Origin of the sequence: Pseudooceanicola nitratireducens, from assembly GCF_900109195.1 — a bacterium.
In the GTDB taxonomy this organism is placed as follows: domain Bacteria; phylum Pseudomonadota; class Alphaproteobacteria; order Rhodobacterales; family Rhodobacteraceae; genus Pseudooceanicola; species Pseudooceanicola nitratireducens.
In genome coordinates this window covers 399,404-422,082 of the sequence record NZ_FNZG01000003.1, presented here as the reverse complement: position 1 = coordinate 422,082, position 22,679 = coordinate 399,404, and the positions used below count along the sequence as shown (strand labels likewise).

At 64.8% G+C, this 22,679-nt stretch carries 23 protein-coding genes; 15 read left to right on the top strand and 8 right to left on the bottom strand.

The annotated features are described in order from the left end of the window. The first annotated feature begins 462 nt into the window (after positions 1-462). Together BMX99_RS12670 and argF are read left to right on the top strand one after the other, a co-directional pair. Positions 463-1,641 (top strand): aspartate aminotransferase family protein, encoded by a 1,179-nt coding sequence (locus BMX99_RS12670; RefSeq protein WP_093452317.1) that lies wholly within the window; start codon positions 463-465, stop codon positions 1,639-1,641. Positions 1,642-1,757: 116 nt separating this feature from the next. Beyond that, positions 1,758-2,684, top strand: coding sequence for an ornithine carbamoyltransferase (gene argF / locus BMX99_RS12665; protein WP_093452315.1), 927 nt, complete (start codon positions 1,758-1,760; stop codon positions 2,682-2,684). Positions 2,685-2,847: 163 nt separating this feature from the next. Here the strand turns inward: argF and hrpB are convergent, their stop codons facing one another. Continuing rightward, a complete protein-coding gene (gene hrpB, locus BMX99_RS12660; RefSeq protein WP_093453299.1) occupies positions 2,848-5,298 on the bottom strand; it encodes an ATP-dependent helicase HrpB in 2,451 nt (816 codons plus the stop codon). A 221-nt stretch (positions 5,299-5,519) separates the two neighbouring features. On the opposite strand from hrpB, the gene meaB reads away from it, so the two are divergent. The 4 genes from meaB to BMX99_RS12640 all read left to right on the top strand — a co-directional run bounded on the left by meaB (position 5,520) and on the right by BMX99_RS12640 (position 8,237). After that, entirely contained in the window at positions 5,520-6,497 is a 978-nt protein-coding gene (gene meaB / locus BMX99_RS12655) for a methylmalonyl Co-A mutase-associated GTPase MeaB (protein ID WP_093452313.1), read from the top strand. Between the two features lie 442 nt (positions 6,498-6,939). Beyond that, a complete protein-coding gene (gene rpmB, locus BMX99_RS12650; RefSeq protein WP_093452311.1) occupies positions 6,940-7,227 on the top strand; it encodes a 50S ribosomal protein L28 in 288 nt (95 codons plus the stop codon). Positions 7,228-7,325: 98 nt separating this feature from the next. Next, positions 7,326-7,685 (top strand): hypothetical protein, encoded by a 360-nt coding sequence (locus BMX99_RS12645; RefSeq protein ID WP_139199521.1) that lies wholly within the window; start codon positions 7,326-7,328, stop codon positions 7,683-7,685. A 36-nt stretch (positions 7,686-7,721) separates the two neighbouring features. Then, on the top strand, positions 7,722-8,237 hold the full coding sequence (locus BMX99_RS12640) for a copper chaperone PCu(A)C (RefSeq protein WP_093452306.1): 516 nt from the start codon (positions 7,722-7,724) through the stop codon (positions 8,235-8,237). A gap of 52 nt (positions 8,238-8,289) precedes the next feature. On the opposite strand, the gene BMX99_RS12635 is transcribed toward BMX99_RS12640, so the two are convergent. Continuing rightward, positions 8,290-8,982, bottom strand: a complete 693-nt coding sequence (locus BMX99_RS12635; RefSeq protein WP_093452304.1) for an NAD-dependent deacylase — start codon at positions 8,980-8,982, stop codon at positions 8,290-8,292. A gap of 62 nt (positions 8,983-9,044) precedes the next feature. Here BMX99_RS12635 and BMX99_RS12630 point away from each other — a divergent pair, with 62 nt between their 5' ends. Next, positions 9,045-9,506 (top strand): low molecular weight protein-tyrosine-phosphatase, encoded by a 462-nt coding sequence (locus BMX99_RS12630; RefSeq protein WP_093452302.1) that lies wholly within the window; start codon positions 9,045-9,047, stop codon positions 9,504-9,506. 84 nt (positions 9,507-9,590) lie between these two features. On the opposite strand, the gene BMX99_RS12625 is transcribed toward BMX99_RS12630, so the two are convergent. Next, the gene (locus BMX99_RS12625; protein ID WP_093452300.1) at positions 9,591-9,893 is read right to left on the bottom strand and encodes a hypothetical protein; all 303 of its coding nucleotides are present in this window, start codon (positions 9,891-9,893) and stop codon (positions 9,591-9,593) included. 288 nt (positions 9,894-10,181) lie between these two features. Then, on the bottom strand, positions 10,182-10,982 hold the full coding sequence (locus BMX99_RS12620) for an MBL fold metallo-hydrolase (RefSeq protein ID WP_093452298.1): 801 nt from the start codon (positions 10,980-10,982) through the stop codon (positions 10,182-10,184). Positions 10,983-11,173: 191 nt separating this feature from the next. Here BMX99_RS12620 and lepA point away from each other — a divergent pair, with 191 nt between their 5' ends. The 3 genes from lepA (at position 11,174) to BMX99_RS12605 (ending at position 14,364) form a co-directional block, all read left to right on the top strand. Further along, positions 11,174-12,973, top strand: coding sequence for a translation elongation factor 4 (gene lepA / locus BMX99_RS12615; RefSeq protein WP_093452295.1), 1,800 nt, complete (start codon positions 11,174-11,176; stop codon positions 12,971-12,973). 198 nt (positions 12,974-13,171) lie between these two features. Continuing rightward, positions 13,172-14,038: a DUF1353 domain-containing protein gene (locus tag BMX99_RS12610; RefSeq protein WP_093452293.1), complete on the top strand. Its 867-nt coding sequence runs from the start codon at positions 13,172-13,174 to the stop codon at positions 14,036-14,038. A 146-nt stretch (positions 14,039-14,184) separates the two neighbouring features. Further along, a complete protein-coding gene (locus BMX99_RS12605) occupies positions 14,185-14,364 on the top strand; it encodes a CTP synthetase (RefSeq protein ID WP_093452291.1) in 180 nt (59 codons plus the stop codon). A gap of 24 nt (positions 14,365-14,388) precedes the next feature. On the opposite strand, the gene BMX99_RS12600 is transcribed toward BMX99_RS12605, so the two are convergent. Beyond that, the gene (locus BMX99_RS12600) at positions 14,389-15,180 is read right to left on the bottom strand and encodes an alpha/beta fold hydrolase (protein ID WP_093452289.1); all 792 of its coding nucleotides are present in this window, start codon (positions 15,178-15,180) and stop codon (positions 14,389-14,391) included. A 110-nt stretch (positions 15,181-15,290) separates the two neighbouring features. On the opposite strand from BMX99_RS12600, the gene BMX99_RS12595 reads away from it, so the two are divergent. Beyond that, entirely contained in the window at positions 15,291-15,677 is a 387-nt protein-coding gene (locus BMX99_RS12595) for a hypothetical protein (protein WP_139199520.1), read from the top strand. Between the two features lie 186 nt (positions 15,678-15,863). On the opposite strand, the gene glyA is transcribed toward BMX99_RS12595, so the two are convergent. Then, on the bottom strand, positions 15,864-17,156 hold the full coding sequence (gene glyA / locus BMX99_RS12590; protein WP_093453297.1) for a serine hydroxymethyltransferase: 1,293 nt from the start codon (positions 17,154-17,156) through the stop codon (positions 15,864-15,866). A gap of 172 nt (positions 17,157-17,328) precedes the next feature. On the opposite strand from glyA, the gene BMX99_RS12585 reads away from it, so the two are divergent. Beyond that, entirely contained in the window at positions 17,329-18,090 is a 762-nt protein-coding gene (locus BMX99_RS12585) for an NAD kinase (RefSeq protein ID WP_093452285.1), read from the top strand. Between the two features lie 117 nt (positions 18,091-18,207). Next, the gene (locus tag BMX99_RS12580) at positions 18,208-18,405 is read left to right on the top strand and encodes a CsbD family protein (protein ID WP_093452283.1); all 198 of its coding nucleotides are present in this window, start codon (positions 18,208-18,210) and stop codon (positions 18,403-18,405) included. A 116-nt stretch (positions 18,406-18,521) separates the two neighbouring features. Here the strand turns inward: BMX99_RS12580 and BMX99_RS12575 are convergent, their stop codons facing one another. After that, a complete protein-coding gene (locus tag BMX99_RS12575; protein ID WP_139199518.1) occupies positions 18,522-19,262 on the bottom strand; it encodes a VPLPA-CTERM sorting domain-containing protein in 741 nt (246 codons plus the stop codon). A gap of 385 nt (positions 19,263-19,647) precedes the next feature. Next, the gene (prpE, locus tag BMX99_RS12570) at positions 19,648-21,537 is read right to left on the bottom strand and encodes a propionate-CoA ligase PrpE (RefSeq protein ID WP_093452279.1); all 1,890 of its coding nucleotides are present in this window, start codon (positions 21,535-21,537) and stop codon (positions 19,648-19,650) included. Positions 21,538-21,587: 50 nt separating this feature from the next. Between prpE and BMX99_RS19725 the strand changes: the two genes are divergently transcribed. Beyond that, positions 21,588-21,890, top strand: coding sequence for a hypothetical protein (locus BMX99_RS19725; protein ID WP_139216905.1), 303 nt, complete (start codon positions 21,588-21,590; stop codon positions 21,888-21,890). 35 nt (positions 21,891-21,925) lie between these two features. Continuing rightward, entirely contained in the window at positions 21,926-22,669 is a 744-nt protein-coding gene (locus tag BMX99_RS12565) for a VPLPA-CTERM sorting domain-containing protein (protein ID WP_093452277.1), read from the top strand. Positions 22,670-22,679 lie beyond the last annotated feature (10 nt).

The following is a 22,679-nucleotide window of genomic DNA, read 5'->3' as shown; positions in this document are numbered from 1 at the left end:
GACTGTGTGAAGGTTGGGCCGCCCGGCATGTCGGGCGGCCTTTTTCGTGGTGCGGGCAGGGAGGGGGGACGCTGTCCCCCCGCGACATTCGGGGAATGTCGCCCCCCCTGGGATATTTGTGAAAACCAAAGAGGGGGGGGCGGTTTTTCGCAGGCGAACAGGGGTGGTCCGGGAATGTGGCGGAATTGCCGACGTGGCGCGCGGAATGGGGGCGGGCGCGGCTTTGCGCTTTGCAGTGGCGGGGTGCGGCTGTATGGGAAGCGCATGAACATGATGACGCGCCATTCCGAGATCCGACGCCGACGCAGCCACGCCTGACGTCGACGGCGGCGATTGGCCAGTGTCCATCCCGCGTCCATCCCGTGTTCATCTGCACCAATATGGTGCAAAACCCCCTGAAAATGTTGACTTTGACCTTTGGGCTATGCTTCCTCAGGACTTCCATATGCAAAGGATAACGCGATGATCCCGTCCGTTCTGCCGACCTATTCCCGTGCCCCCCTTCATTTCGTGAAGGGCGAGGGTTCCTGGCTGATCGAGGAGGACGGGCGCCGATTTCTCGACCTCGGGTCGGGGATCGCGGTGGCGGCGCTTGGCCATTCCAACCCGGTGGTGGTGGATGCGCTGGTGAGCCAGGCCCAGAAGCTGTGGCACGTGTCGAACCTCTATGAGATCCCGCAGCAGCAGGCGCTGGCCGACAAGCTGGTCGATGCAACCTTTGCCGATACGGTCTTCTTTACCAACTCGGGCACCGAGAGCATGGAGCTGGGCGTAAAGATGGCGCGCAAGTACTGGTACGAGAAGGGCCAGCCCGAGCGGGTCGAGATCGTGTCCTTCACCGGGGCCTTCCATGGCCGGTCCTCGGCCGCGATCGCCGCCGCCCCGACCGAGAAGATGGTCAAGGGCTTCGGGCCGCTTCTGCCCGGCTTCCGCCAGGTTTCCTGGGGGGACCTGGAGGCGCTGAAGTCGGTGGTCACCGACAAGACCGCCGCCATCCTCATCGAACCGGTGCAGGGCGAGGGCGGCATCAACGTTGCGCCCGACGGTCTGCTGAAGGCGATCCGCGCGCTGTGTGACGAGACCGGCACGTTGTTCATCGCCGACGAGATCCAGTGCGGCATGGGCCGGACCGGGCGTCTGTTTGCCCATGAATGGGCCGGGGTGACGCCGGATATCATGCTGGTGGCCAAGGGCATCGGCGGCGGTTTCCCCCTGGGCGCGGTGCTGGCGACCGAGGATGCAGCCAGCGGCATGGTCGCGGGCACCCATGGGTCGACCTATGGCGGCAACCCCCTGGGCTGTGCCGTGGGCCTGGCCGTGGTGGGCGCGATCACCGAGCCGGGTTTCCTGGAAGAGGTCGGGCGCAAGGGCGCGCTGCTGCGTCAGAAGCTGGAAGGGCTGGTGGCCGAGAACCCCGAGGTCTTCGAGGCGGTGCGCGGTCAGGGTTTCATGCTGGGGCTGAAGTGCAAGGTCGCGCCCGCGGATCTGGTCAAGGCCGGCTATGAGGAAGAGCTGATCACCGTGCCCGCCGCCGACAACGTCGTGCGCCTTCTGCCCGCCCTGACGCTGAGCGAAGAGGAGATCGCAGAGGCGGTGGAGCGGCTGGATCGCACCGCCAAGCGCATCGCGGTGCAGGGGTAAGGCGGCCGGGGGCTGCCCCGAAGGGCCGAGGCCCTTGGGGGCGATACCCCGAGATATCAAGACGGGGCGCGCGCGCGGGCAGGGCCCGCCGCGCACCGGACAGACAGGACAAGACGATGAAACATTTTCTGGACATTCACACCACCACGCCCGGTGATCTGCGGGCCATGATCGACCAGGGCCGCGCCATGAAAGAGGCCCGCGCCGGCCGCCCGAAGGGGGCCCCGGACGACGAACAGCCCCTGGCCGGTCACATGGTCGCGCTGATCTTCGAAAAGCCCTCGACCCGGACGCGGGTGTCCTTCGACGTGGGGGTGCGCCAGATGGGCGGGCAGACCATGGTGCTGTCCGGCCAGGACATGCAGCTGGGCCACGGAGAAACCATCGCCGATACCGCCCGGGTGCTGTCGCGCTACGTGGATCTGATCATGATCCGGACCTTCGATGAATCGGTCCTGCAGGAGATGGCGGAATACGCCAGCGTGCCGGTGATCAACGGCCTGACGGACCGGACCCACCCCTGCCAGATCATGGCGGATGTGCTGACCTTCGAAGAACACCGCGGCCCGATCAAAGGCAAGAACGTGGTCTGGATGGGCGACGGCAACAATGTCTTTGCGTCTTTCCTGCATGCGGCCCAGCAGTTCGACTTCAACCTGACCTTCTGCGGTCCGCAACAGCTGGACCCGGATCGGGAATTCGTCGACATGGCGCGCGAAGCGGGTGTGAATTTCACCATCCAGCGTGATCCCTGGAAGGGGGTCGAGAACGCGGACCTGGTCGTCGCGGACACCTGGGTGTCGATGCATGACGCCCAATCCTCGCGCGAGCGGCGGCACAACCTGTTGCGCGCGTACCAGGTCAATGACCGGCTGATGGAAGCCGCGGGCAAGGACGCGCTGTTCATGCATTGCCTGCCGGCGCATCGCGAAGAGGAAGTGACATCTTCTGTGATGGACGGGCCCCAGTCGGTTATCTTCGACGAGGCCGAGAACCGGTTGCACGCCCAGAAGGCCGTGATGCGCTGGTGCCTGGATAAATAAAGATAAGGGAGGGCGCTGCCCTCCCTCGGCGGCAAGCCGCATCACCCTCCCGGGATATTTCTGGCAAGAGGATGGGGTGGGCGCGCCCCTGACATCCTCTTGCTATAAATGTCCCCGCCGGAGGCTTCACGCCAAAGGCGTGAATTTTCAACGATGGCGGTGCTCAGGCCTTGCGGGGTTTGGCGCGCAGGGTGGGGTCGGCCTGGGTCGGGTCCTCGGGCCAGGGGTGTTTGGGATAGCGCGCGCGCATGTCCTTGCGCACGTCGGCGTAGCTGCCGGACCAGAAGCCGGGCAGGTCGGATGTGGTCTGGATCGGCCGGCCGGCCGGGGAAAGCAAGGTGAGTTTCAAAGGCGTGCCGCCGACCGAAGGGTGCGAGGTCTGGCCGAAGAGCTCCTGCAGGCGAAGCGAGACCTCGGGCGGGTCAGAGGCGTAGTCGATGGCGATGGTGCGGCCCAGAGGCGTGGTGAAGCCCGGCGGCGCGATCCGGTCAAGCGCCTGTGCCTGGTCCCAGTCTAGCCGGGCCTTGAGCGCAGGCAGGATGTCAAAGCGCCGCCAGCTTGCGGCATCGCGGATCCCCGAAAGATAGGGCAGCAGCCAGTCTTCGGCCGTGTCCAGAAGGCCCTGATCGGAATGGTCCGGCAGGTTCATGCTGTCTGCGGCCAGGCGCGCGCGGGCGAGGAACAGGCGCGCCTTGTCGGAAATCGTCAGCCCGAGGTCGCGCACCCCGTCCAGCATGGCGCGGGCGATGGCCTCTTTCGGGGCGTCCTTCCAGATCCGGTCGTCCAGTACGGCGTGGCCCAGACGCTCTTGCTGGCGGGCCTGGACGCGGCGGTCCTGTTTCGACCAGCTGCAGCTGTCGACCCATTGGATGCGGTCGGGAAAGGCTGCGCGGATCTCGGCCGCGGTGATCTGAACGGCCTGGCGGATCTTGGCTTCGCGCGGGTTGCCGTCCAGGTCTGTGGCCACGAGGAAGGGCGCGGCGGCAAGCGTGTCGCCCTCGGGCAGCACGGCCCCCTTGCCGCCCGACAGGACATAACGCGGTGTGTCACCCTTACGGCGCTGGCCGATGCGGTCGGGATAGGCAAGGGCGGCCATTTCGGCAAGCGGCATGGGTGCCTGGGTCTTCAGGTCGGGAGCCAGGCGGGAAAGGCGTCGGGCGTCTTCGCGGATGCGCGCGATCCCGCCGCGGTCCGGGGCCCAGGGGCGGCGGGCGGCGAAGACCTTGGGGTCGGCGATGGCCTCGATCCGCAGAGAGAGGTCCGTGGGGGCCCCACGCGGCAGGGGATCGCGTTCGGCCAGCAGCGCGGCCAGCGTGGCGGCGGGTTTCCCGGCCCGGACCAGCATGTTGGCCAAGCGCGGATGGGTTGGAAGCGCCGCCAGCGCGCGGCCATGGTCGGTGATCTGGCCGGATTTCAACGCGCCAAGATCGGTCAGCAGGGCCAGGCCCTCGGCATAGGTGCCGGCATTGGGCGGGGTCAGCAGGGGCACCGCATCGGGCGCGGCCCCCCATTGCGCGAGGTCCAGGGCCAGGGGGGCAAGATCGGCAGTTTCGATTTCCGGCGGGGCGAAAGGGGGCAGCGCGCCTTCCTCGCCCCTGGTCCAGAGGCGATAGCAGGTGCCATCGGCCACTCGGCCTGCGCGGCCGGCGCGCTGTGTCGCCTCGGCCCGGGACGCACGTTCGGTGACCAGCCGCGACATGCCCGAGCCGGGATCGAAGCGGGCACGCCGGGCGAGGCCTGCGTCGATCACCACACGGATGTCTTCGATGGTCAGAGAGGTTTCCGCGATCGAAGTGGCCAGCACGATCTTGCGCCCCTTTTGTGCGGGCCGGATCGCGGCGCGTTGCGCGGCCAGGGGCATCGCGCCGAAGAGCGTATGCAGCGCCACTTCGGCGGGCAGGCGGTCGCGCAACCGGGCCTCGGTGCGGCGGATCTCTCCTTCGCCGGGAAGGAAGACCAGCAACCCGCCGGAGGTTTCCGGCAGGGCGCGCAGCACGGCCTCGGCCGCGGCCTGGTCGATGCGTGTTTCCCGCGGCAGGGGGCGGTCGAGGTGGCGGATGTCGACGGGGAAGGCGCGCCCTTCCGAGGTCAGGATCGGGGCTTGCATCAGCTCGGCCACCGGTGCGGCATCGAGCGTCGCGGACATGGCCAGCAGGATCAGGTCGTCGCGCAGGGCCCCGGCGATTTCCAGGCAGAGCGCCAGGCCAAGGTCGGCATTTAGGGACCGTTCGTGGAATTCGTCAAAGATCACGGCGCCGATGCCCGAAAGCTCGGGGTCGGACTGGATCATGCGGGTCAGGATGCCTTCGGTCACGACCTCGATCCTCGTGGATTTCGAGGTCTGGGCATCGCCGCGCACCCGGTAGCCGACGGTCTGGCCGGTCTCTTCGCCCAGGGTCGCCGCCATGCGGTCGGCGGCGGCACGGGCGGCCAGGCGCCGGGGTTCGAGCATGACGATCTTCTGCGCGGTGAGGCTTGCGTCGAGCATGGCCAGCGGCACGCGGGTGGTCTTGCCCGCGCCCGGCGGGGCCTGCAGCACGGCCCGCCCCTTGGCGCGCAGGGCGGTGATCAGGTCGGGCAGGATGTCGTCGATGGGCAGGGCGTCGCGTGTCATGCGGGCGTTATGGGCGATCGGCGGGCGCAAGGCCAGATGGGGCGGGCTTGTGGGGCGTCGCCCGGAACGGGCGCAGCAGGAAGATGCCCGGGACGGGCGCTTTGAGGAGACGCCCGGGACGGGACCGGGAAAGGGCGCGCGGGTTGCTGCGCCGCGGGTGGCGTTGCATAACCGCGCAGGGCCCGCGCGGATCGGGGCCGACAGGGCAAGGACGGGACGACATGGATATAGACGCGCTGGCCGAAAAGATCGCCGCAGGGGACCGCAGAAGCCTGGCCCGGGCCATCACGCTGGTGGAAAGCGGCCGGGCTGATCATCGGGCGGATGCCGTGGCGCTGCTTGAGACGCTGGCGCGCAAAGGGGACCGCCGGGCGCTGCGCATCGGGCTGTCGGGCACGCCGGGGGTGGGGAAATCCACCTTTATCGAGGCCTTCGGCATGATGCTGACGGCGCGCGGGCTGCGGGTGGCGGTTCTGGCGGTGGATCCGTCCTCGGCCCGGTCGGGGGGATCGATCCTGGGCGACAAGACCCGGATGGAGCGGCTGTCGCGCGAACCGCTGGCCTTTATCCGGCCCTCGCCGTCGCAGAGCCAGCTGGGCGGGGTTGCCCGACGGTCGCGGGAAGCGGTGGCGCTGTGCGAGGCGGCAGGGTTCGACGTGGTGCTGGTGGAAACCGTGGGCGTCGGCCAGTCCGAGACGATGGTGTCGGAAATGACCGATCTGTTCCTGTTGCTGCTGGCCCCGGCGGGGGGCGATGAGCTTCAGGGGGTCAAGCGCGGCATCATGGAGATGGCCGACATGATCCTGGTGAACAAGGCGGACGGAGAGCTGAAGTCCACCGCTACACGGACCTGCGCGGATTATGCCGGCGCGCTGCGGCTGCTGCGCAAGCGGCCGCAGGATCCGGAGGGCTTTCCCAAGGCGATGACCGTCTCGGCGGTGGAGGAAACCGGGCTTGAGGGGGCCTGGGACGAGATGCAGGCGCTGTCGGACTGGCGGCGCGAGAACGGGTTCTTCGATGCCCGGCGGGCCGACCAGGCGCGGTATTGGTTCGGCGAGGACGTGCGCAATGGGTTGTTGGCGCGGCTGATGGAATCAGGGGCGCGGGCGCGCATGGCGGAATTGGGCGACGCGGTGGCGGCGGGCGAGATGACCGCCACGGCGGCGGCCGAGGAGATGCTGGCGGCGCTGAAGTCCTGAGGGGTGTGCGGGCGGCTGGCCGGGGTTGCCTCCGGCGGGAGTATTTTGAGCAGGTGATTGGGATCTGGGGGGCGCGGACCTCGGGAGGGGGCGCGCGCGTTAAGGTCAATGGGGGTTAGGGTTAACGAGGGTTAAGGTTAATGCCTGAAGGGGCTGGGTTGGTCCTGGAAGGATGCAGGTGAAGGTCAGCGGGCAGGGCGTGCCAGGGGCGTTCTGGTGCCTGCGGGCGAGGGGAAGCCTTGGTGGAGGCACAGGCTTTGGCAGGGGGATCCACATCTTGGGGGAAAGGGAGTGGAGAATCCGAGGGACGGGGCTTGACGAGGGGGGGGAAGGGGCGTATCAGGCGCGAACTGAATTCGGGGCACGGCCTTTGGCGGTGCCCGTTTGTTTTACCGAAGATGGGCGCGACCGTTCGCCCGACAGAGACACGAGGAGTGACCCCATGTCGCGCCGCTGCGAACTGACCGGCAAAGGCCCCATGACTGGCAACAACGTCAGCCATGCAAACAACAAGACCCGTCGTCGGTTTCTTCCGAACCTGAACGACGTGTCCCTGCGTTCCGAAGCACTGGGCCGCAACATCAAGCTGCGCATTTCCGCAGCCGCCCTGCGCACCGTGGACCACCGCGGTGGCCTGGACAAGTTCCTGGCCAAGGCAAAAGACAGCGAGCTGTCGGCCAACGCGCTGAAGGTCAAGAAAGAAATCGAAAAGAGCCAGGCAACCGCCTGATCTGACGATCCTATGCTTTGAGGCAGCCTCGCACCCCTATGGGATGCGGGGCTGTTTCTTTTTGTCGCCGTGACATTGCCGGCGGGGCGGGATAGCGGATGGGTATGACCTTGCTGCATCGCCATGTCCTGTCGCTTGTGCTGAGCCTTCTGGTTGTCCTGACCGGGCAGGCGGCGGCCGTGGCGCATGGGGCACCGGGCCCGGCGGGCCGGATGGAGCTGTGCACGGGCAGCGGGCCGGTGATGGTCTATGTGGATGCCGAGGGGCAGCCCCTGGGCGATCCGGTCTATTGCCCGGAGTTTGCGCTGTCGCTGATTCTTGCGCTGGATCTGCCGGATGTGACGGCGGGGCCGGTGGCGTTGACGGTGGTGCCGCAGGGATATGTGGCACCGGTCGTGGGCGCGGCGCGGCAGGCGCTGGTCGAGCGTGTGGCGCGGGGGCCGCCGGTGCGGATCTGAAACCGGTTTTTCCACTTCAGATCAAAGGACAACGCCATGTTGATGCGTTCCATCGCCCTTGCCGGGCTTTCCACCCTTGCCTTCACCACCGCCGCCCTGGCCGAGATCGAGGTGCATGACGCCTATGCACGATCCTCTGGCCCGATGGCCATGGCGGGGGCGGCCTTCCTGCATATCGCCAACTCCGGCCCCGAGGATGACCGCCTGATCGCGGCCCGGGCCGATGTGGCCAAGCGGGTCGAGCTGCACACCCATATCGACGCGGGCGACGGCGTCATGAAGATGCGCGAGGTCGAGGACGGGTTTCCGGTCGCGGCGGGTAGCGTGCATATGTTGAAGCGCGGCGGGGATCACGTGATGTTCATGGGGCTGACTGGCCCGTTTGAGCAGGGCATGACTTTCCCGCTGGTGCTTGTCTTTGAAAAGGCAGGCGAAATCACCGTGGACGTGACCGTCGATCTGGAGCGTCAGGACGCTATGGATCATGGGATGGATCACGGCAAGATGGACCATGGCAGCATGGACCACGGCAAGATGACCCACACCGAATGATCCGCGCAGACTGACCCGGAACGACTGGCCCGCGCAGACTGGTCCGAAAAGGCTAGCGGGTCAGCAGTTCCTCCACCCAGGCGGGGACTGTCTGGGTGGCGGGGCCGAAGCGGGTCTCGGCGAAGTCCGAGACCACAGCCGAGGGCTCCAGGTTGATTTCGACCGTATGGGCCCCGGCGGTATAGGCCTCCTGCACGAATCCGGCGGCGGGGTAGACCTGTCCGCTGGTGCCGATCGCGGCAAAAAGCGTGGCCTGCGACAGGGCGTCCAGGATCCTCTCCATGTGATAGGGCATTTCGCCGAACCAGACCACATCGGGGCGCGCGGCGGGGGCGGCGCAGGCGGGGCAGGGATGGCCCGGCTGCATCTCGTCTGGGGCGGTCCAGCGGTGGTCGCAGGCGGCGCAAAGCGCGCCCGCCAGTTCGCCATGCATGTGAATCACGTCCCCCGATCCGCCCTTTTCATGCAAGGCATCAACATTCTGGGTGATCAGGGTGACTGTGCCAGGATAGTCGCGCTGCAGCCGGGCGATGGCCATATGTGCGGCATTGGGGGCGACCTGGGCGGCCCGCTGGCGGCGGGCGTTGTAGAAGGCGTGGACCAGGGCCGGATCACGGGCGAATCCTTCTGGCGTGGCGACATCCTCGACCCGCCGGTTTTCCCACAGGCCGCCCGCGCCGCGGAAGGTACCCATGCCGCTTTCGGCGGAAATGCCCGCGCCGGTCAGAATGACGATGTTTTCCATGGGTGAACCTCTCGGGCCTCTCGGGATTGCGATCTGCGGTCTGGCTGGGCTAAGCCTAGCGCATGACACATGACGCCCGCATCCTCTTTGTCTGCCTTGGAAATATCTGCAGGTCCCCGGCCGCCGAAGGGGTGGTGCGCCAGATGGCGCTGAACCGGGGAATGGCGCTTGATCTGGACAGCTGCGGCACCGGCGGCTGGCACGTCGGAGAGGCCCCCTATGGCCTTATGGAACAGGCGGCGCGCGACCGGGGGTATGACCTTGCGGACCTGCGGGCGCGGCAGTTTTCCAGTGCGGATTTCGCGCGGTTCGACCTGATCCTTTGCATGGACGCGCAGAACCTGGCGGATGTTGAGGCGCAGCGGCCTAAGGGGGCAAAGGTGCCCGCGCGGCTGTTCACCGAATACGCGCCCGAAATGGGGGCCGACAAGGTGCCGGATCCCTATTACACCCGCGATTTCGACGGGGCACTGCAGCTGATCGAGGCCTGCGCGCTGGGGCTGCTGGACGACCTGGCAAGCTGACATATTCAGCTGATATAGCGAAAACGCCGAAAACCCGGTGCGCGGAGGCGCTACCGGGCAGGGCCGTGTCAAAGACGGATCAGATCAGGAACAGGTTTCCGAGGCCACGGCCCCGAAGGCCTTGTAACGCAGCCAGAATTGTTCGTGCCGCGCGTTCGAGGACATGCGGATGTCCTGTGCCATCTGCGGCTTGCGGAAGATCTGGGCGGCCAGCTTCTGGTCCGACTGGTCCAGCGTCAGGTTGGCGGCCTGCTGGATGCAGCCGCAGACCGCGCTGTTGCGGTTCTTGCTGTCCGACGCCATGCAGGCGCGGGTGATCGGGCCTGCCTGGGCCGGGATCGAGGATAGGATAAGGGCGGCACCGGCCGCCGTCAGGATAATGCGCATTCTACTGCCTTTGTCCCGTGCCGGAGAGTGCTTTGCTGCTCCGGGCCGTTGGTTCGGTTCACTACGGTCCGCCGGGTCAGGCGCGATTGATCCTGATCCGGCTGGCCGGACCATGGCGCATTTTTCGGCGTTTTTCAACTTTTCCACAGGGGGGTGTGGCGGCGATGCGCAAGGGTTTGCCTATCCTCCGGGCAGACCTGCGGGGGCAGGGGGGGCGGACAGGCGAAGGCATGAAAAAAGCGCCGGGGACTGGCCCGGCGCTTCTGGTTTGCGGTGAAGGGAAGGACGTCACGTGGTGCTGCCGTACCAGGGGCCCATGACGACCTGCGGGGTGTCGTTCGCCTCGGCCAGAAGTTTGGCGAACAGCTCGGGGTCGCTGTCGCGGTAGTGGTAGGGATAGACCACCTTGGGGCCGAATTCGGCAACGGCGCTGGCGGCCTGATCCTCGGTCATGGTGTAGGGCAGGTTGAAGGGCACGAAGGCGATGTCAATGTCGGTCAGGGCGCGCATCTCGGGGATGTCTTCGGTATCGCCGGCGATGTAGATCCGCAGGCCGTCCACCGACAGGACATAGCCGTTGTCGCGGCCCTGCGGGTGATAGTTCAGACGGTCCTGGGTCGTGTTGTAGGCCGGGATCGCCTGAATCGGCAGGCCGCGGGCCTCGCCCTGGTCGCCGTTCGACAGGGACCGGGTCTTGGCCTTCATCTCTTCGGGCAGTTTCTCGAAGACCTCGGGGTTGGTGATCATGGCCAGGTTGTCGTGCCACAGACCGGACAGCGTGTCGGGGTCGTAGTGGTCGCCGTGGTGATGGGTGATCAGGATGAAATCGGGCATCGGCATGCCGTCATAGGCGTCCGCGCCACCTACGGGATCGACATAGAAGGTGCCTGCGGGCGTCTCCATCACGAAAGAGGCATGGGCGACGGGGTGGATCACCACCTCACCGCTGCGGGATTTGTAGACATCGCCGGTCATTTCGCCGGCCATGGTCTTGGCGGCGTGGCTTTCGGCCATGGCGGCATAGGGCCGGATCAGCAGGCTGCCGGTGGCCGCGGCCCCGGTCAGAAGGATGGAACGTCGTGAAAGCATGGGCAGGTCTCCCCCCTTGTGGCTGCCGGCGGATCGGGCTGTCGATCCTCGGGCAGGGCGTAAATTCTGTGACGTTGCGGAATGGTAGTGCGGCGAATTCCGCCGACCCTTCACGAAATCGTCAGAGCAGGGGGCTGCGCGTGTTCATGCCATCTTCCACGCCTTTCAATCCTCTGCTATCTGACCGGCCCATGACCGACCTAGATCATATCCGCAACTTCTCGATCGTTGCCCATATCGACCACGGGAAATCCACCCTGGCCGACCGTCTGATTCAATCGACCAACACCGTGTCCGAACGCGAGATGAAGGCACAGCTTCTCGATGCGATGGATATCGAACGGGAACGCGGCATCACCATCAAGGCGAACACGGTCCGCATCGAATACCGCGCCAAGGATGGCGAGGTCTACGTGCTGAACCTGATCGACACCCCCGGCCACGTCGATTTCGCCTATGAGGTGTCGCGGTCCATGCGCGCGGTCGAAGGATCGCTGCTGGTGGTGGACAGCACCCAAGGGGTCGAGGCGCAGACGCTGGCCAACGTCTATCAGGCGATCGACGCGGATCATGACATCGTGCCGGTGCTGAACAAGATCGACCTGCCCGCGTCGGAACCCGAACGGGTGAAGGAGCAGATCGAGGATGTGATCGGCATCGATGCCTCGGATGCGCTGCTTGTGTCCGCCAAGTCGGGCCTGGGGATCGAGGACACGCTAGAGGCCATCGTCGCCCGGCTGCCCGCGCCCAAGGGGGACCGCAACGCGCCGCTGAAGGCGATGCTGGTGGACAGCTGGTATGACGCCTATCTGGGCGTTGTCGTTCTGGTGCGGATCATGGATGGCGTCCTGAAGAAGGGCGACCAGATCAAGATGATGCAGACCGGCGCGCGCTATCCGGTGGACCGGATCGGTGTCTTCCGCCCCGCGATGCAGACCGTGGACGAATTGGGACCGGGCGAGATCGGGTTCCTGACCGCGCAGATCAAACAGGTCCGCGACACCAAGGTCGGCGATACGATCACGACCGAGAAGAAGGGCTGCGAGACGCCCTTGCCGGGCTTCAAACCCTCGGTCCCGGTGGTGTTCTGTGGCCTTTTCCCAGTGGATTCGGCCGAATTCGAAGACCTGCGCGACGCGATCGAGAAACTGGCGCTGAACGATGCCTCGTTCAGCTACGAGATGGAGACCTCGGCCGCGCTTGGCTTCGGCTTCCGCTGCGGTTTCCTTGGGCTGTTGCACCTTGAGGTGATCCGCGACCGGATCGAGCGTGAGTACGACATCGAGCTGATTACCACGGCCCCGTCGGTGATCTATCATGTCTACATGCGCGACGGCACCATGGTTGAACTGCACAACCCCGCCGATATGCCCGACCTGACCCATGTGGACCACCTGGAGGAACCCCGGATCAAGGCCACCATCATGGTGCCCGACGAATACCTGGGCGACGTGCTGAAGCTGTGCCAGGATCGCCGCGGCATCCAGGAAGACCTGACCTATGCCGGCGCGCGGGCCATGGTGGTCTATGACCTGCCCCTGAACGAGGTGGTCTTTGACTTCTATGACCGTCTGAAATCGGTGACCAAGGGCTATGCCTCTTTCGATTATCAGATGATGGGCTATCGCCAGGACAATCTGGTGAAGATGTCGATTCTGGTGAACGACGAACCGGTGGATGCGCTGTCGATCATGGTGCACCGCGACCGCGCCGAGATGCGCGGCCGGGCCATGTGCGAGAAGCTGAAGGATCTGATCCCGCGCCACATGTTCAAGATCCCGATCCAGGCGGCCATCGGCGGCAAGGTGATCGCGCGGGAAACCCTGGCCGCGCTGCGCAAGGACGTGACCGCCAAGTGCTATGGCGGCGACGCCACCCGGAAGCGGAAGCTTCTGGACAAGCAGAAGGCGGGCAAGAAGAAGATGCGCCAGTTCGGCAAGGTCGACATCCCGCAAGAGGCCTTTATCTCGGCCCTGAAGATGGACAATTAACTCCGTCAGATCCGGTACCAGGTCTGATCAAAGCCCCGCTTTTGGCGGGGCTTTTTCCTTTTCGGGGTGATCGATCGCCGGGCGAACACCGATTGATGCAAGTTCCGCCGGGTCGCGTGGCGGCAGGTCTTGAACTTTGTTGGGAATTGGTAATTCTGCGCGGCATCACATACCGACTTTTCAACCGACTTTTTGAAGATGCGCAACTTTCTGATCTGTCTTTCGCTTCCCCTGATACTTGCAGCCTGTGCCCAGACCGGTGCAGGCCCGGCTGGTCCCGATGACAGCTATTGCGCGCGCGCCGATAGCCCGATCTGCGCCTTCCTGAATGCCCCGCTGCGCCTGTCCCGAGGCGAGGTGCATCTGCCGCGCCGACCCTATCCATTTCAACCGCTTGCCGAAGAGCTGCGCTTTGTGGATCGTGGCGGGCGGCTGTGGATCGCACCGCAGGGGATCCTGACCGACGGGGCCTCGATCCCGCCGGCGCTGGTGCGGGTGGTCGGGCAGCCGCGCGATCCGTCCTTTGCCAAGGCGGCGGCGATCCACGACAGCTATTGCGGCGTCGGGAATGAGGACGCGCCCTATTATCACACGCGTAGCTGGAAAGAGACGCACCGCATGTTTTACGAGGCCCTGCGCGTTGGCGGCACCCCGGACATGGTGGCCAAGACGATGTTTGCGGCGGTCTACATGGGGGGACCGCGCTGGTCGATGACCCGGCGCGATCCGGTTGCGGATCCGGTGGTTGCTGACGACAGGGCGGTCGTGTCCTCTCGGCTGGCGCGGGCCACGGTCGACAATCCCCAGCTTGGGCATATCCCTGTGGACGTTTTGCAGGCGCGTCTGGTGCGGCTTGTGGCACGGATCGCGTCCGAGGGGCTGAGCCTGGCCGAGATCGAGGCCCAGGTCGATGGCGAAATCGACGCGCTTCAGGTCGAATTCCCGACGTCGATTTCCGATAGCCTATCGGGGTTTGTGGCCGAAGAACTGGGCCGCGCTCGGGACCCGATCGGTGGCAGCGGCGTGGTGGAACCGGCTGTAAGCACGTCGCTTCCGGCGTTCTGACAGGGGGCGGGGCGTGCCCCGCGCCGGACGCTGGCGGATGGTTCGAAATCTGCGTCGTCCGATCAGGCGGCTGTGATCCAGATCAATCCGGGATTGCGCCGTATTTGCTAGGCTATGCGGGCAGTTTCCAAAACGGAGGACGGGTCATGCTGCGTCTGGCATCCATGCTTTTTTCGCTGATCGGTACCACGCTGGCGGGGTCCGGCATCGTGGTGGCGCTTGTCTCGGGGCATGACACATTGCGCCCCATCCTGATCGCTGCCGCGATCGGGGGAATTCTGGCCGTTCCAGTGACCTATGCGGTGACGAAACGCCTGATGGCCTGAGGGGGCAGCCCCGGTCAGTTCCGGTCAGCTCCGGTCGGCCAAAGGATCTGGAGCCGAGAGGAAAGCGTCGACGGTGGCCTCGAAATCGCGGGGCTTTTCCGCGTGAAGCCAATGGCCGGTGCCGGGGATCTTGGCAAAACGCGCGCGGGGAAAGAGCGATTTGATCCGTGCGCGGTGCTCGGGCAGCACGTAGGGGCTGTCGCCGCCGGTCAGGAACAGGGTCGGGCCGTCGAACTGGCCGGTGAGCTCGGGGAAACCGACGATCTTGTCCATTTCGCGCCGCAGGGTGGCCAGGTTGAAGCGCCAGCGTTTTTCCGTGAGATCAAGGGATTGGGTCAGGAAGGCCTGAAGGCCTTCGTCGATGCCCTGTTCGGCCAGGGCTTCCTGCGCCTCTGACCGGCGGGTGAGGGGGGCGAGGTCCACGGCCTCCATCGCGTCGATCTTGTCGGTCTGGGTATGGGTGTAGGCCACGGGCGCGATGTCGGCCACGACCAGGCGGCGCAGCGCCTGGGGGTGGGTCACCGCAAGGGTCATCGCGGCCTTGCCGCCCATGGAATGACCCAGAAGGTCGGGGGTGCCATGGGCCTGCAGAACCTCGGCCAGGTCGCCGGCCATGTCGGCATAGCTTTGGGTGTCGTAATGCGGGCTGTTGCCGTGATTGCGCATGTCCACGGCGATGACCCGGCGCTTGGCGGAGAGCCGTTTGGCGATCACGGCCCAGTTGCGGGCCGAGCCGAAGAGCCCATGCGCGATGACAAGGGGCGGCAGGGCGTCGGAGTCTTTTTCGGGGCCGTCATGGACAATGGTCGTCAGCATGGCGCGACAGTAGCGCGGGGGATGGGCGGCGACCAGAGGCCTTGGTGCGGCGCATGGCGGATATGTTGGGAAGGATTGTCCGGCGATTGGATTGGCGGTATGGCATTGGCATGGCACGCGTTTTGAGAACCGAAGAGACGTTTGAGACCCGGCTGGACGAGGCCGAGGCGGCCCTGCGCAAGACCTTTGGCGGCAAGCCCGCCGGGTTCGAGGTGGCGCTGGCCCGCGCAGGCCGTCGCCTGCCGCGCCGGGCCCGCAAGGCGGGGCGCGAGGTTCTGGCGGCGCAGCAGCTGGCGGGGCATCCGCAGCTGCGGCTTCAGGTCGACTGGGCACGGGTGCACCGGGCGCTGGACCGCGTGATCGATGGTGCCAAATCGGTCGACATGAAGGACCGGCGCAAGGGCTGGGTGATCGGGGCCGCGGCCTCGCTTGCGTTCAACCTGCTGCTGTTCTTCACGCTTGTGGTGCTGTTCGCGCGCTGGCGCGGCTGGATCTGACCGTTTTGCGGCTGCTCGTCGCGCCCTGACGTGCGCGCCTCGCTTAGGTGGTGCGCTTGATCGAGCGTGGCGGGTCTTGGCGGGCGGCGGATGCCTCCGGCGGGGATATTTGGGAAAACCAAAGAGGGCAAAGGGAAAGGCCCCGCGGGGTGCGGGGCCTTTTGGTGTTGCCGTGCCGGTGTGGGATCACATGTCGGCGTAGAGCGGGAACCTGGCGCAGAGGGCCGAGACCTCGGCCTTGACCTTTTCCTCGACCTCGGCATTGCCGTCGGCACCGTTGGCGGCGAGACCGTCGACCACTTCGACGATCCAGTCGGCGATCTGGCGGAACTCGGCCTCGGCGAAGCCGCGGGTGGTGCCGGCGGGGGCACCGAGGCGGATCCCGGAGGTCACGAAGGGCGTTTCGGGGTCAAAGGGCACGCCGTTCTTGTTGCAGGTGATATGGGCGCGGCCCAGGGCGGCCTCGGCCGCCTTGCCGGTGACGCCTTTGGGGCGCAGGTCGGCGAGGCAGAGGTGGTTGTCGGTGCCACCGGAGACGATGTTGATCCCGCCCTTCATCAGCTGATCCGCCATGGCCTGGGCGTTCTTGACGACCTGGGCGGCGTAGTCCTTGAACTCGGGCCGCAGGGCTTCACCGAAGGCCACGGCCTTGGCGGCGATGACATGCATCAGCGGACCACCCTGGAGGCCGGGGAAGACGGCGGAGTTGATCTTTTTCGCGATGGTTTCGTCGTTGGTCAGGACCATGCCGCCACGGGGGCCGCGCAGGGATTTATGGGTGGTGGTGGTGACTACATCGGCGATGCCGATCGGCGAGGGATGTGCGCCGCCTGCGACAAGGCCCGCGATATGGGCCATGTCGACCATCAGGTAGGCGCCGATCTCATCGGCGATGTCGCGGAAGGCCTGCCAGTCCCAGACGCGGGAATAGGCGGTGCCGCCGGCGACGATCAGCTTGGGCTTATGCTCCAGCGCCTTGGCGCGGATGTCGTCCATGTCGAGCAGCTCGTCCTGCTGGCGCACGCCGTAGGACACCACGTTGAACCATTTGCCGGACATGTTGACCGGGGAGCCGTGGGTCAGGTGACCGCCGGAGTTCAGGTCGAGGCCCATGAAGGTGTCGCCGGGCTGCAGCAGCGCCAGGAACACGGCCTGGTTCATCTGGGAGCCCGAGTTGGGCTGCACGTTGGCATAGGCCGCGCCGAAAAGTTCCTTGGCGCGTTCGATGGCCAGGGTCTCGGCCACGTCGACGTATTGGCAGCCGCCGTAGTAGCGTTTGCCCGGATAGCCTTCGGCGTATTTGTTGGTCATGACCGAGCCCTGTGCTTCGAGCACGGCGGCGGATACGATGTTTTCCGAGGCGATCAGCTCGATCTCGTCGCGCTGGCGGCCAAGTTCGTTGCGGATCGCGCCGAAAATTTCGGGGTCACGGGTCTCAAGCGCTTCGGTGAAAAAGCCTGCGTCCTTGATGTCTTTCATGGCGTCGTCTCCCAGGTGCATTTGGCGGGTTGATTATAGGATAGCTGGTCGCGCGAAAAGGGGCGAAAGTGACGCTATGGCGACTGATTGCGGCAGGGGTGGTGGCGCGGATCATTTTATGGTTGGTATCTAAGGGGATGAGTGGACCGAACAAAGCCGCGGGACCGGAGGGATGGACATGAAACTGGCCTTTGTCGCCAGCCGGGGGCCGAGGGCCCGCGAGGCACGCGAGGCGCTGGTGGCGCGTTACGGGCACGTCTCGGAGGCGGATGCGGATGTGATCGTGGCCCTGGGCGGGGACGGGTTCATGCTGTCGACGCTGCACCGGACGCAAGGTCTGCGCGCGCCGGTCTACGGGATGAACCGGGGCACGGTCGGCTTCCTGATGAACGAATATCACGACGACGATCTGCTGGAGCGTCTGGCCGGGGCCGAGACGGCGCTGATCAACCCGCTGGCCATGCAGGCGACGCGGGCCGACGGCAAGGTGACCCAGGCGCTGGCCATCAACGAGGTCTCGCTGCTGCGCGCCGGACCCCAGGCGGCCAAGCTGCGGATTTCGGTCGATGGCAAGGTCCGGATGGAGGAGCTGGTCTGTGACGGGGCGCTGGTGGCCACGCCGGCGGGGTCCACGGCCTATAATTATTCGGCCCACGGGCCCGTGTTGCCGATCGACAGTGACGTGCTGGCGTTGACGGCGATTGCGCCCTTCCGGCCCCGGCGCTGGCGCGGGGCGCTGATCCCCGTGGCCTCTCATGTGCGGTTCGACGTGCTGGAGCCCGAGAAGCGGCCGGTCATGGCGGATGCGGACAGCCGGTCGGTGCCTAATGTGATCGCGGTCGAGATCGTGTCGGAGCCCAAGGTGGTGCATCGTTTGCTTTTTGATCCGGGCCACGGATTGGAGGAACGGCTGATCCAGGAGCAGTTCGTCTGATTGGTTGCGCTATTCCGGGCCGGTCTGCGCGGGCTATTGCCAGCTGGATCATAGCGCGGAACATTTCCCCGTCGTCGCGGGTTTGTCAGGTAACGCAACCTGACGGAGGATATTGTGATGAATTGGGATCAGATCGAAGGCAATTGGAAGCAGATCAAAGGTGAGGCACAGGCCCAGTGGGGCAAGCTGACCAATGATGATCTGGATGTGGCCGCAGGCAACCGCGAGAAGCTGGTTGGCAAGCTGCAGGAACGCTATGGCTATGCCAAGGAAGAGGCCGAGAAGGAAGTAGACAGCTTCATTGCGAAGCACTGAATCTGTGCTGAATTCAGTGCCGATACGAAGACGGGCGGGGATTTCCCCGCCCGTTTTGTGTTGGCCCGTTTTGCTTTGGGGCGTCTTTGTAAAGTGACTTTTGAATGCCGACGGGTTCAGGCCTTGTGGCGCGTCCTGCGATTGCGGACCGCCCCGAGGGAGCCGAGCGCGCCGAGAAACAGCATCGCAGCACCGGGCAGCGGAACCGCCGGGGTGATTTCGGCGGTGATGCCAGCCACGAAGGCGCGGTGGGCATATTGGCCAAGGGCTTGGTAATGCAGACCTTTATCCTCCAGCACGATGCTGGTCAGCGTTTCGCTAAGAAAAGCGTCCTCCAGGTCGAAGACCTGCATGTCGAGGCGGGCGACAGAATAGCCGCTGTCGTTCAGATGCCAGAGCGAGGTGTTCGGGCTGGTCGTGGTGTTCGAGAAGCTGGTGGACGCGAAGTCGCGGATTTCCACACCGCCGGTCAGTTCGAAGGTCTGGCTGACGGAATTGGTCGCGTTGAAGGTGATCGAGGTCAGGCCTGTGATGCTGCTGCCCCAGAAGGTGTTGATCAGGGTATAGATCTTGTCCACGCCGAACAGGTCCGTGGTCACATTCAGCGTCTTGGTGCCGGCATAGTCACCGACAGTGCTGCTCCAGACGTCGTTGCCGTCGCCGACGATATCGAAGGGGACGGTGGAGCCCTGGTTGCCGGTCATGTCGGTGCCGGGGGCCGGCGTGAAGGGCAGCCAGCCGTCGGTTAGCGGGAAAAGGTCTGCGTTCCGGTCGAAATCCACGGCAACATAGGTTCCGGCAGACGCAGCTGTAGCGATCGTTGCGGCAAAGGCCGCAGCGGCGAGGAATTTAATCATGGTCAATCCAGTCAAAAGCGAGAGAGGCCGGCAGGCAATAAATGCCGGCGAAATCCGCAAGCGATGCGGGGCTGGGAATCAGTTTTAATTGGTCTGATAGGCAAAATTATCGCGAGGAAAAGTTAATACAAAGATAATTTTTTCGCGGCCGAGGTAATTTGTTTTACAAAATTGCGCTTTTGATGCCGCCGTGTCGTGTTTCCACGTGCCGAGGGCGGTTTTTTGCAATCGGAGGTTCGTTTTGAAAACCTGAAAGGGGCGGCAGGCCAGTACCAAGGGGCACGCCGCGTTGGCCCGTCGGGGCGCAAGCCTCACATGCCCGCAAAGGCACGCCGCATGCGCTCAGACAGGCGGGTGGGTGCGTGCCGGGCACGCACCGCGCCGTTTACTTCGCCAGGCCGATGGTTTTCAGAGCGTCCCTGATTTCGTCCAGGATGGCCGGGTCGTCGATCGTTGCCGGCATCTTGAAGTCCTCGCTGTCGGCGATTTTGACCATCGTGGCGCGCAGGATCTTGCCCGACCGGGTCTTGGGCAGACGGTCCACCACCACGGCCAGCTTAAACGCGGCGACGGGGCCGATCTGGTCACGCACCAGTTTGACCGCTTCGCTGACGATTTCGTCGTGCGGGCGGTTCACGCCGGTGGTCAGGCACAGGAAGCCCACGGGCAGCTGACCTTTCAGCTGGTCGGTCACGCCGATTACCGCGCATTCGGCAACGTCGGGGTGGGCGGCCAGGACTTCCTCCATCCCGCCGGTGGACAGGCGGTGGCCGGCGACGTTGATGACGTCATCGGTGCGCGCCATGATGTACAGATAGCCGTCCTCGTCGATCATGCCCGCATCGCCGGTTTCATAATAGCCGGGGAAGGTGGTGAGATAGGATTTGCGGAACCGGTCTTCGGCGTTCCAAAGGCCGGGCAGGGTGCCGGGGGGCAGGGGCAGCTTGATCGCGATGGCTCCAAGCTCACCGGGTTTCATCGGATTGCCGGCCTCGTCCAGGATCTGCACGTCATAGCCCGGCATCGCAACGGAAGGAGAGCCGACCTTTACCGGAAGGTGTTCGATGCCCATGGGGTTGGCCACCATGGGATAGCCGGATTCCGTCTGCCACCAATGGTCGATAATCGGCAGGCCGGTTTTCTCATGCGCCCAGTTGATCGTGTCCGGGTCGGCGCGTTCGCCGGCCAGGTAGATCGTCTTGAGGCAGGAAAGGTCGTATTTCTTGATGAATTCGCCCTTGGGGTCTTCGCGTTTGACTGCGCGGAAGGCCGTGGGGGCGGTGAAGAAGCTTTTGACCTTATGTTCCGAGATCACGCGCCAGAAGGTGCCGGCGTCGGGGGTGCCGACGGGTTTGCCCTCGAAGACGATGGTGGTGTTGCCGTGGACCAGCGGGCCATAGGTGATGTAGCTGTGGCCGACGACCCAGCCCACGTCCGACGCGGCCCAGAACACGTCGCCGGGATCGACGTTGTAGATGTTCTTCATCGTCCAGTTCAGCGCCACCAGGTGCCCGGCGGTCGGGCGGATGACGCCCTTGGGCTGGCCGGTGGTGCCCGAGGTATACAGGATATAGGCCGGGTGGTTGCCTTCGACCGGCACACAATCCGCCGGTTCGACCCCGTATTGGAACCCGTGCCAGTTAACGTCTCGGCCCGGCGTCAGTTCTGCCACTTCGTTTTCGCGCTGGAAGATGACGCAGAAGTCGGGCTTGTGCGTGGCCAGGTCGATGGCCCCGTCCAAGAGCGGCTTGTAATGGACGACGCGGCCCGGCTCCAACCCGCAAGAGGCGGCGATGATCGCCTTGGGCTTGGCGTCGTCGATGCGCACGGCCAGTTCGTTCGAGGCAAAGCCGCCGAAGACCACCGAATGCACCGCGCCGATCCGGGCGCAGGCCAGCATCGCCTCGAGCGTTTCAGGGATCATCGGCATGTAGATGATGACGCGGTCGCCCTTTTCCACGCCCTTGGCCCGCAGGGCCCCGGCCAGAGTGGCGACACGATTGCGCAATTCATTGTAGCTGATCCAGCGCTTGGTGCCGGTGATGGGGCTGTCGTAGATGATGGCCGTCTGTTCGCCGCGGCCCTGTTCCACATGGCGATCGACTGCATTGTAGCAGGTGTTCACCTTGGCGTCGGTGAACCATTCGTAAAGCGGCGCCTTGCTGTCATCGAGAGCCTTGCTGGGTTTCACATCCCAGTCGATGGCCTCGGCCGCCTCCATCCAGAAGGCTTCGGGGTCGCTTTGCCATTTTGCATAGACGTCTTTGTATCCCATGTTTCGGTCCTCCTCCGACATGGGAAAGTCGTAGGATAGCGGGGTCGCACGTGGCAAGCACCTTGGCTGCAGGCGCGGCGCTTTGGCGCGGAATATTTGCAGAAATGCCCCTTTCTGTCCTGCAAAGTTTTGCAAATCGTCCTGTTTTTAGGGGTGTGAAGCAAAATTATTTGCAGTTTGCGGGTTTCGCCCGGATGTGCGCCTGCGATGGATGCCGTGCTGCGCGACGGGCGGTCTTTGCGGTTGCAGTACACGCTTTACGGGAAAATCGTAAATTGCAAAGCCCCTTTACAGGCGAGGGGCGGGTAGATTTAAAATGCATTCCGTCGATCATTCACTCGGCAATTGTGTAACTTTTTTCAATGGTAAATTACCTAGGGGGGTAACCATGTTTCTGAAATCCATCGTGCCGGCTGCTTTGGCAGCCGTCTTTTTCGTCGCACCTGTTCAGGCCGATACCATCACGCCGGACATCATTTTCGGGTCGGGCAATGTGAACCGCGGGTTCACTGTCGATACCAATCAGGGGGTCGAACTGGGCCTGCGGGCCAAGCGCCGCTATTCCTCGCCCAATGATCAGATCGGGGTTGGCATTGTTCAGGATGGTGCCGGCAATTACCTGATCAACAGCGCGGGGCAGACCGTGCCGTGGAACCGCTCTGTTTGGAACTTCGACTGGTCTATCAATTCCGACACCATCGACGGTTCGGACAGTTTGAACACCTACACCTATCTGATGAGCGTGGATTATGATCCAACCGCCGGGGTGACCATGTTCGACTACGACCCGCTTGGCGCGGTCGCCACGTCCTATGTCGGGACCAACTCGACCGGCAATGGCGGTGCCGGAATTGAATTGTCAGGGGCGGCCCACAGTCTTTTCGGCAACTTCTCGAACAACAACGTGGCGCAGAACTCGGTGAACATGGGCTTTCTGCCGCTTGCTCCGCTTGGGGCCGGCGAATATCAGGTCACGCTTTCGGCTTTCCTGAACGGCGACATCTTTGCCAGCACCTCCATCAACGTCTTTGTCGATACGCTGCCGCCGGCGGTGCCGCTGCCTGCGGGCGGGGTTCTTCTGTTGACGGCGCTTGGCGGCCTGGCGCTGCGCAAGGCGCGGCGCGCGGCCTAGGCGCGCCAGT

Excerpts from the sequence above, each read along its gene's own strand:
- BMX99_RS12670 (WP_093452317.1), top strand. The coding sequence starts at position 463 with ATGATCCCGTCCGTTCTGCCGACCTATTCCCGTGCCCCCCTTCATTTC.
- argF (WP_093452315.1), top strand. The coding sequence starts at position 1,758 with ATGAAACATTTTCTGGACATTCACACCACCACGCCCGGTGATCTGCGG.
- hrpB (WP_093453299.1), bottom strand. The coding sequence starts at position 5,298 with ATGACACGCGACGCCCTGCCCATCGACGACATCCTGCCCGACCTGATC.
- meaB (WP_093452313.1), top strand. The coding sequence starts at position 5,520 with ATGGATATAGACGCGCTGGCCGAAAAGATCGCCGCAGGGGACCGCAGA.
- rpmB (WP_093452311.1), top strand. The coding sequence starts at position 6,940 with ATGTCGCGCCGCTGCGAACTGACCGGCAAAGGCCCCATGACTGGCAAC.
- BMX99_RS12645 (WP_139199521.1), top strand. The coding sequence starts at position 7,326 with ATGGGTATGACCTTGCTGCATCGCCATGTCCTGTCGCTTGTGCTGAGC.
- BMX99_RS12640 (WP_093452306.1), top strand. The coding sequence starts at position 7,722 with ATGTTGATGCGTTCCATCGCCCTTGCCGGGCTTTCCACCCTTGCCTTC.
- BMX99_RS12635 (WP_093452304.1), bottom strand. The coding sequence starts at position 8,982 with ATGGAAAACATCGTCATTCTGACCGGCGCGGGCATTTCCGCCGAAAGC.
- BMX99_RS12630 (WP_093452302.1), top strand. The coding sequence starts at position 9,045 with ATGACACATGACGCCCGCATCCTCTTTGTCTGCCTTGGAAATATCTGC.
- BMX99_RS12625 (WP_093452300.1), bottom strand. The coding sequence starts at position 9,893 with ATGCGCATTATCCTGACGGCGGCCGGTGCCGCCCTTATCCTATCCTCG.
- BMX99_RS12620 (WP_093452298.1), bottom strand. The coding sequence starts at position 10,982 with ATGCTTTCACGACGTTCCATCCTTCTGACCGGGGCCGCGGCCACCGGC.
- lepA (WP_093452295.1), top strand. The coding sequence starts at position 11,174 with ATGACCGACCTAGATCATATCCGCAACTTCTCGATCGTTGCCCATATC.
- BMX99_RS12610 (WP_093452293.1), top strand. The coding sequence starts at position 13,172 with ATGCGCAACTTTCTGATCTGTCTTTCGCTTCCCCTGATACTTGCAGCC.
- BMX99_RS12605 (WP_093452291.1), top strand. The coding sequence starts at position 14,185 with ATGCTGCGTCTGGCATCCATGCTTTTTTCGCTGATCGGTACCACGCTG.
- BMX99_RS12600 (WP_093452289.1), bottom strand. The coding sequence starts at position 15,180 with ATGCTGACGACCATTGTCCATGACGGCCCCGAAAAAGACTCCGACGCC.
- BMX99_RS12595 (WP_139199520.1), top strand. The coding sequence starts at position 15,291 with ATGGCACGCGTTTTGAGAACCGAAGAGACGTTTGAGACCCGGCTGGAC.
- glyA (WP_093453297.1), bottom strand. The coding sequence starts at position 17,156 with ATGAAAGACATCAAGGACGCAGGCTTTTTCACCGAAGCGCTTGAGACC.
- BMX99_RS12585 (WP_093452285.1), top strand. The coding sequence starts at position 17,329 with ATGGACATGAAACTGGCCTTTGTCGCCAGCCGGGGGCCGAGGGCCCGC.
- BMX99_RS12580 (WP_093452283.1), top strand. The coding sequence starts at position 18,208 with ATGAATTGGGATCAGATCGAAGGCAATTGGAAGCAGATCAAAGGTGAG.
- BMX99_RS12575 (WP_139199518.1), bottom strand. The coding sequence starts at position 19,262 with ATGATTAAATTCCTCGCCGCTGCGGCCTTTGCCGCAACGATCGCTACA.
- prpE (WP_093452279.1), bottom strand. The coding sequence starts at position 21,537 with ATGGGATACAAAGACGTCTATGCAAAATGGCAAAGCGACCCCGAAGCC.
- BMX99_RS12565 (WP_093452277.1), top strand. The coding sequence starts at position 21,926 with ATGTTTCTGAAATCCATCGTGCCGGCTGCTTTGGCAGCCGTCTTTTTC.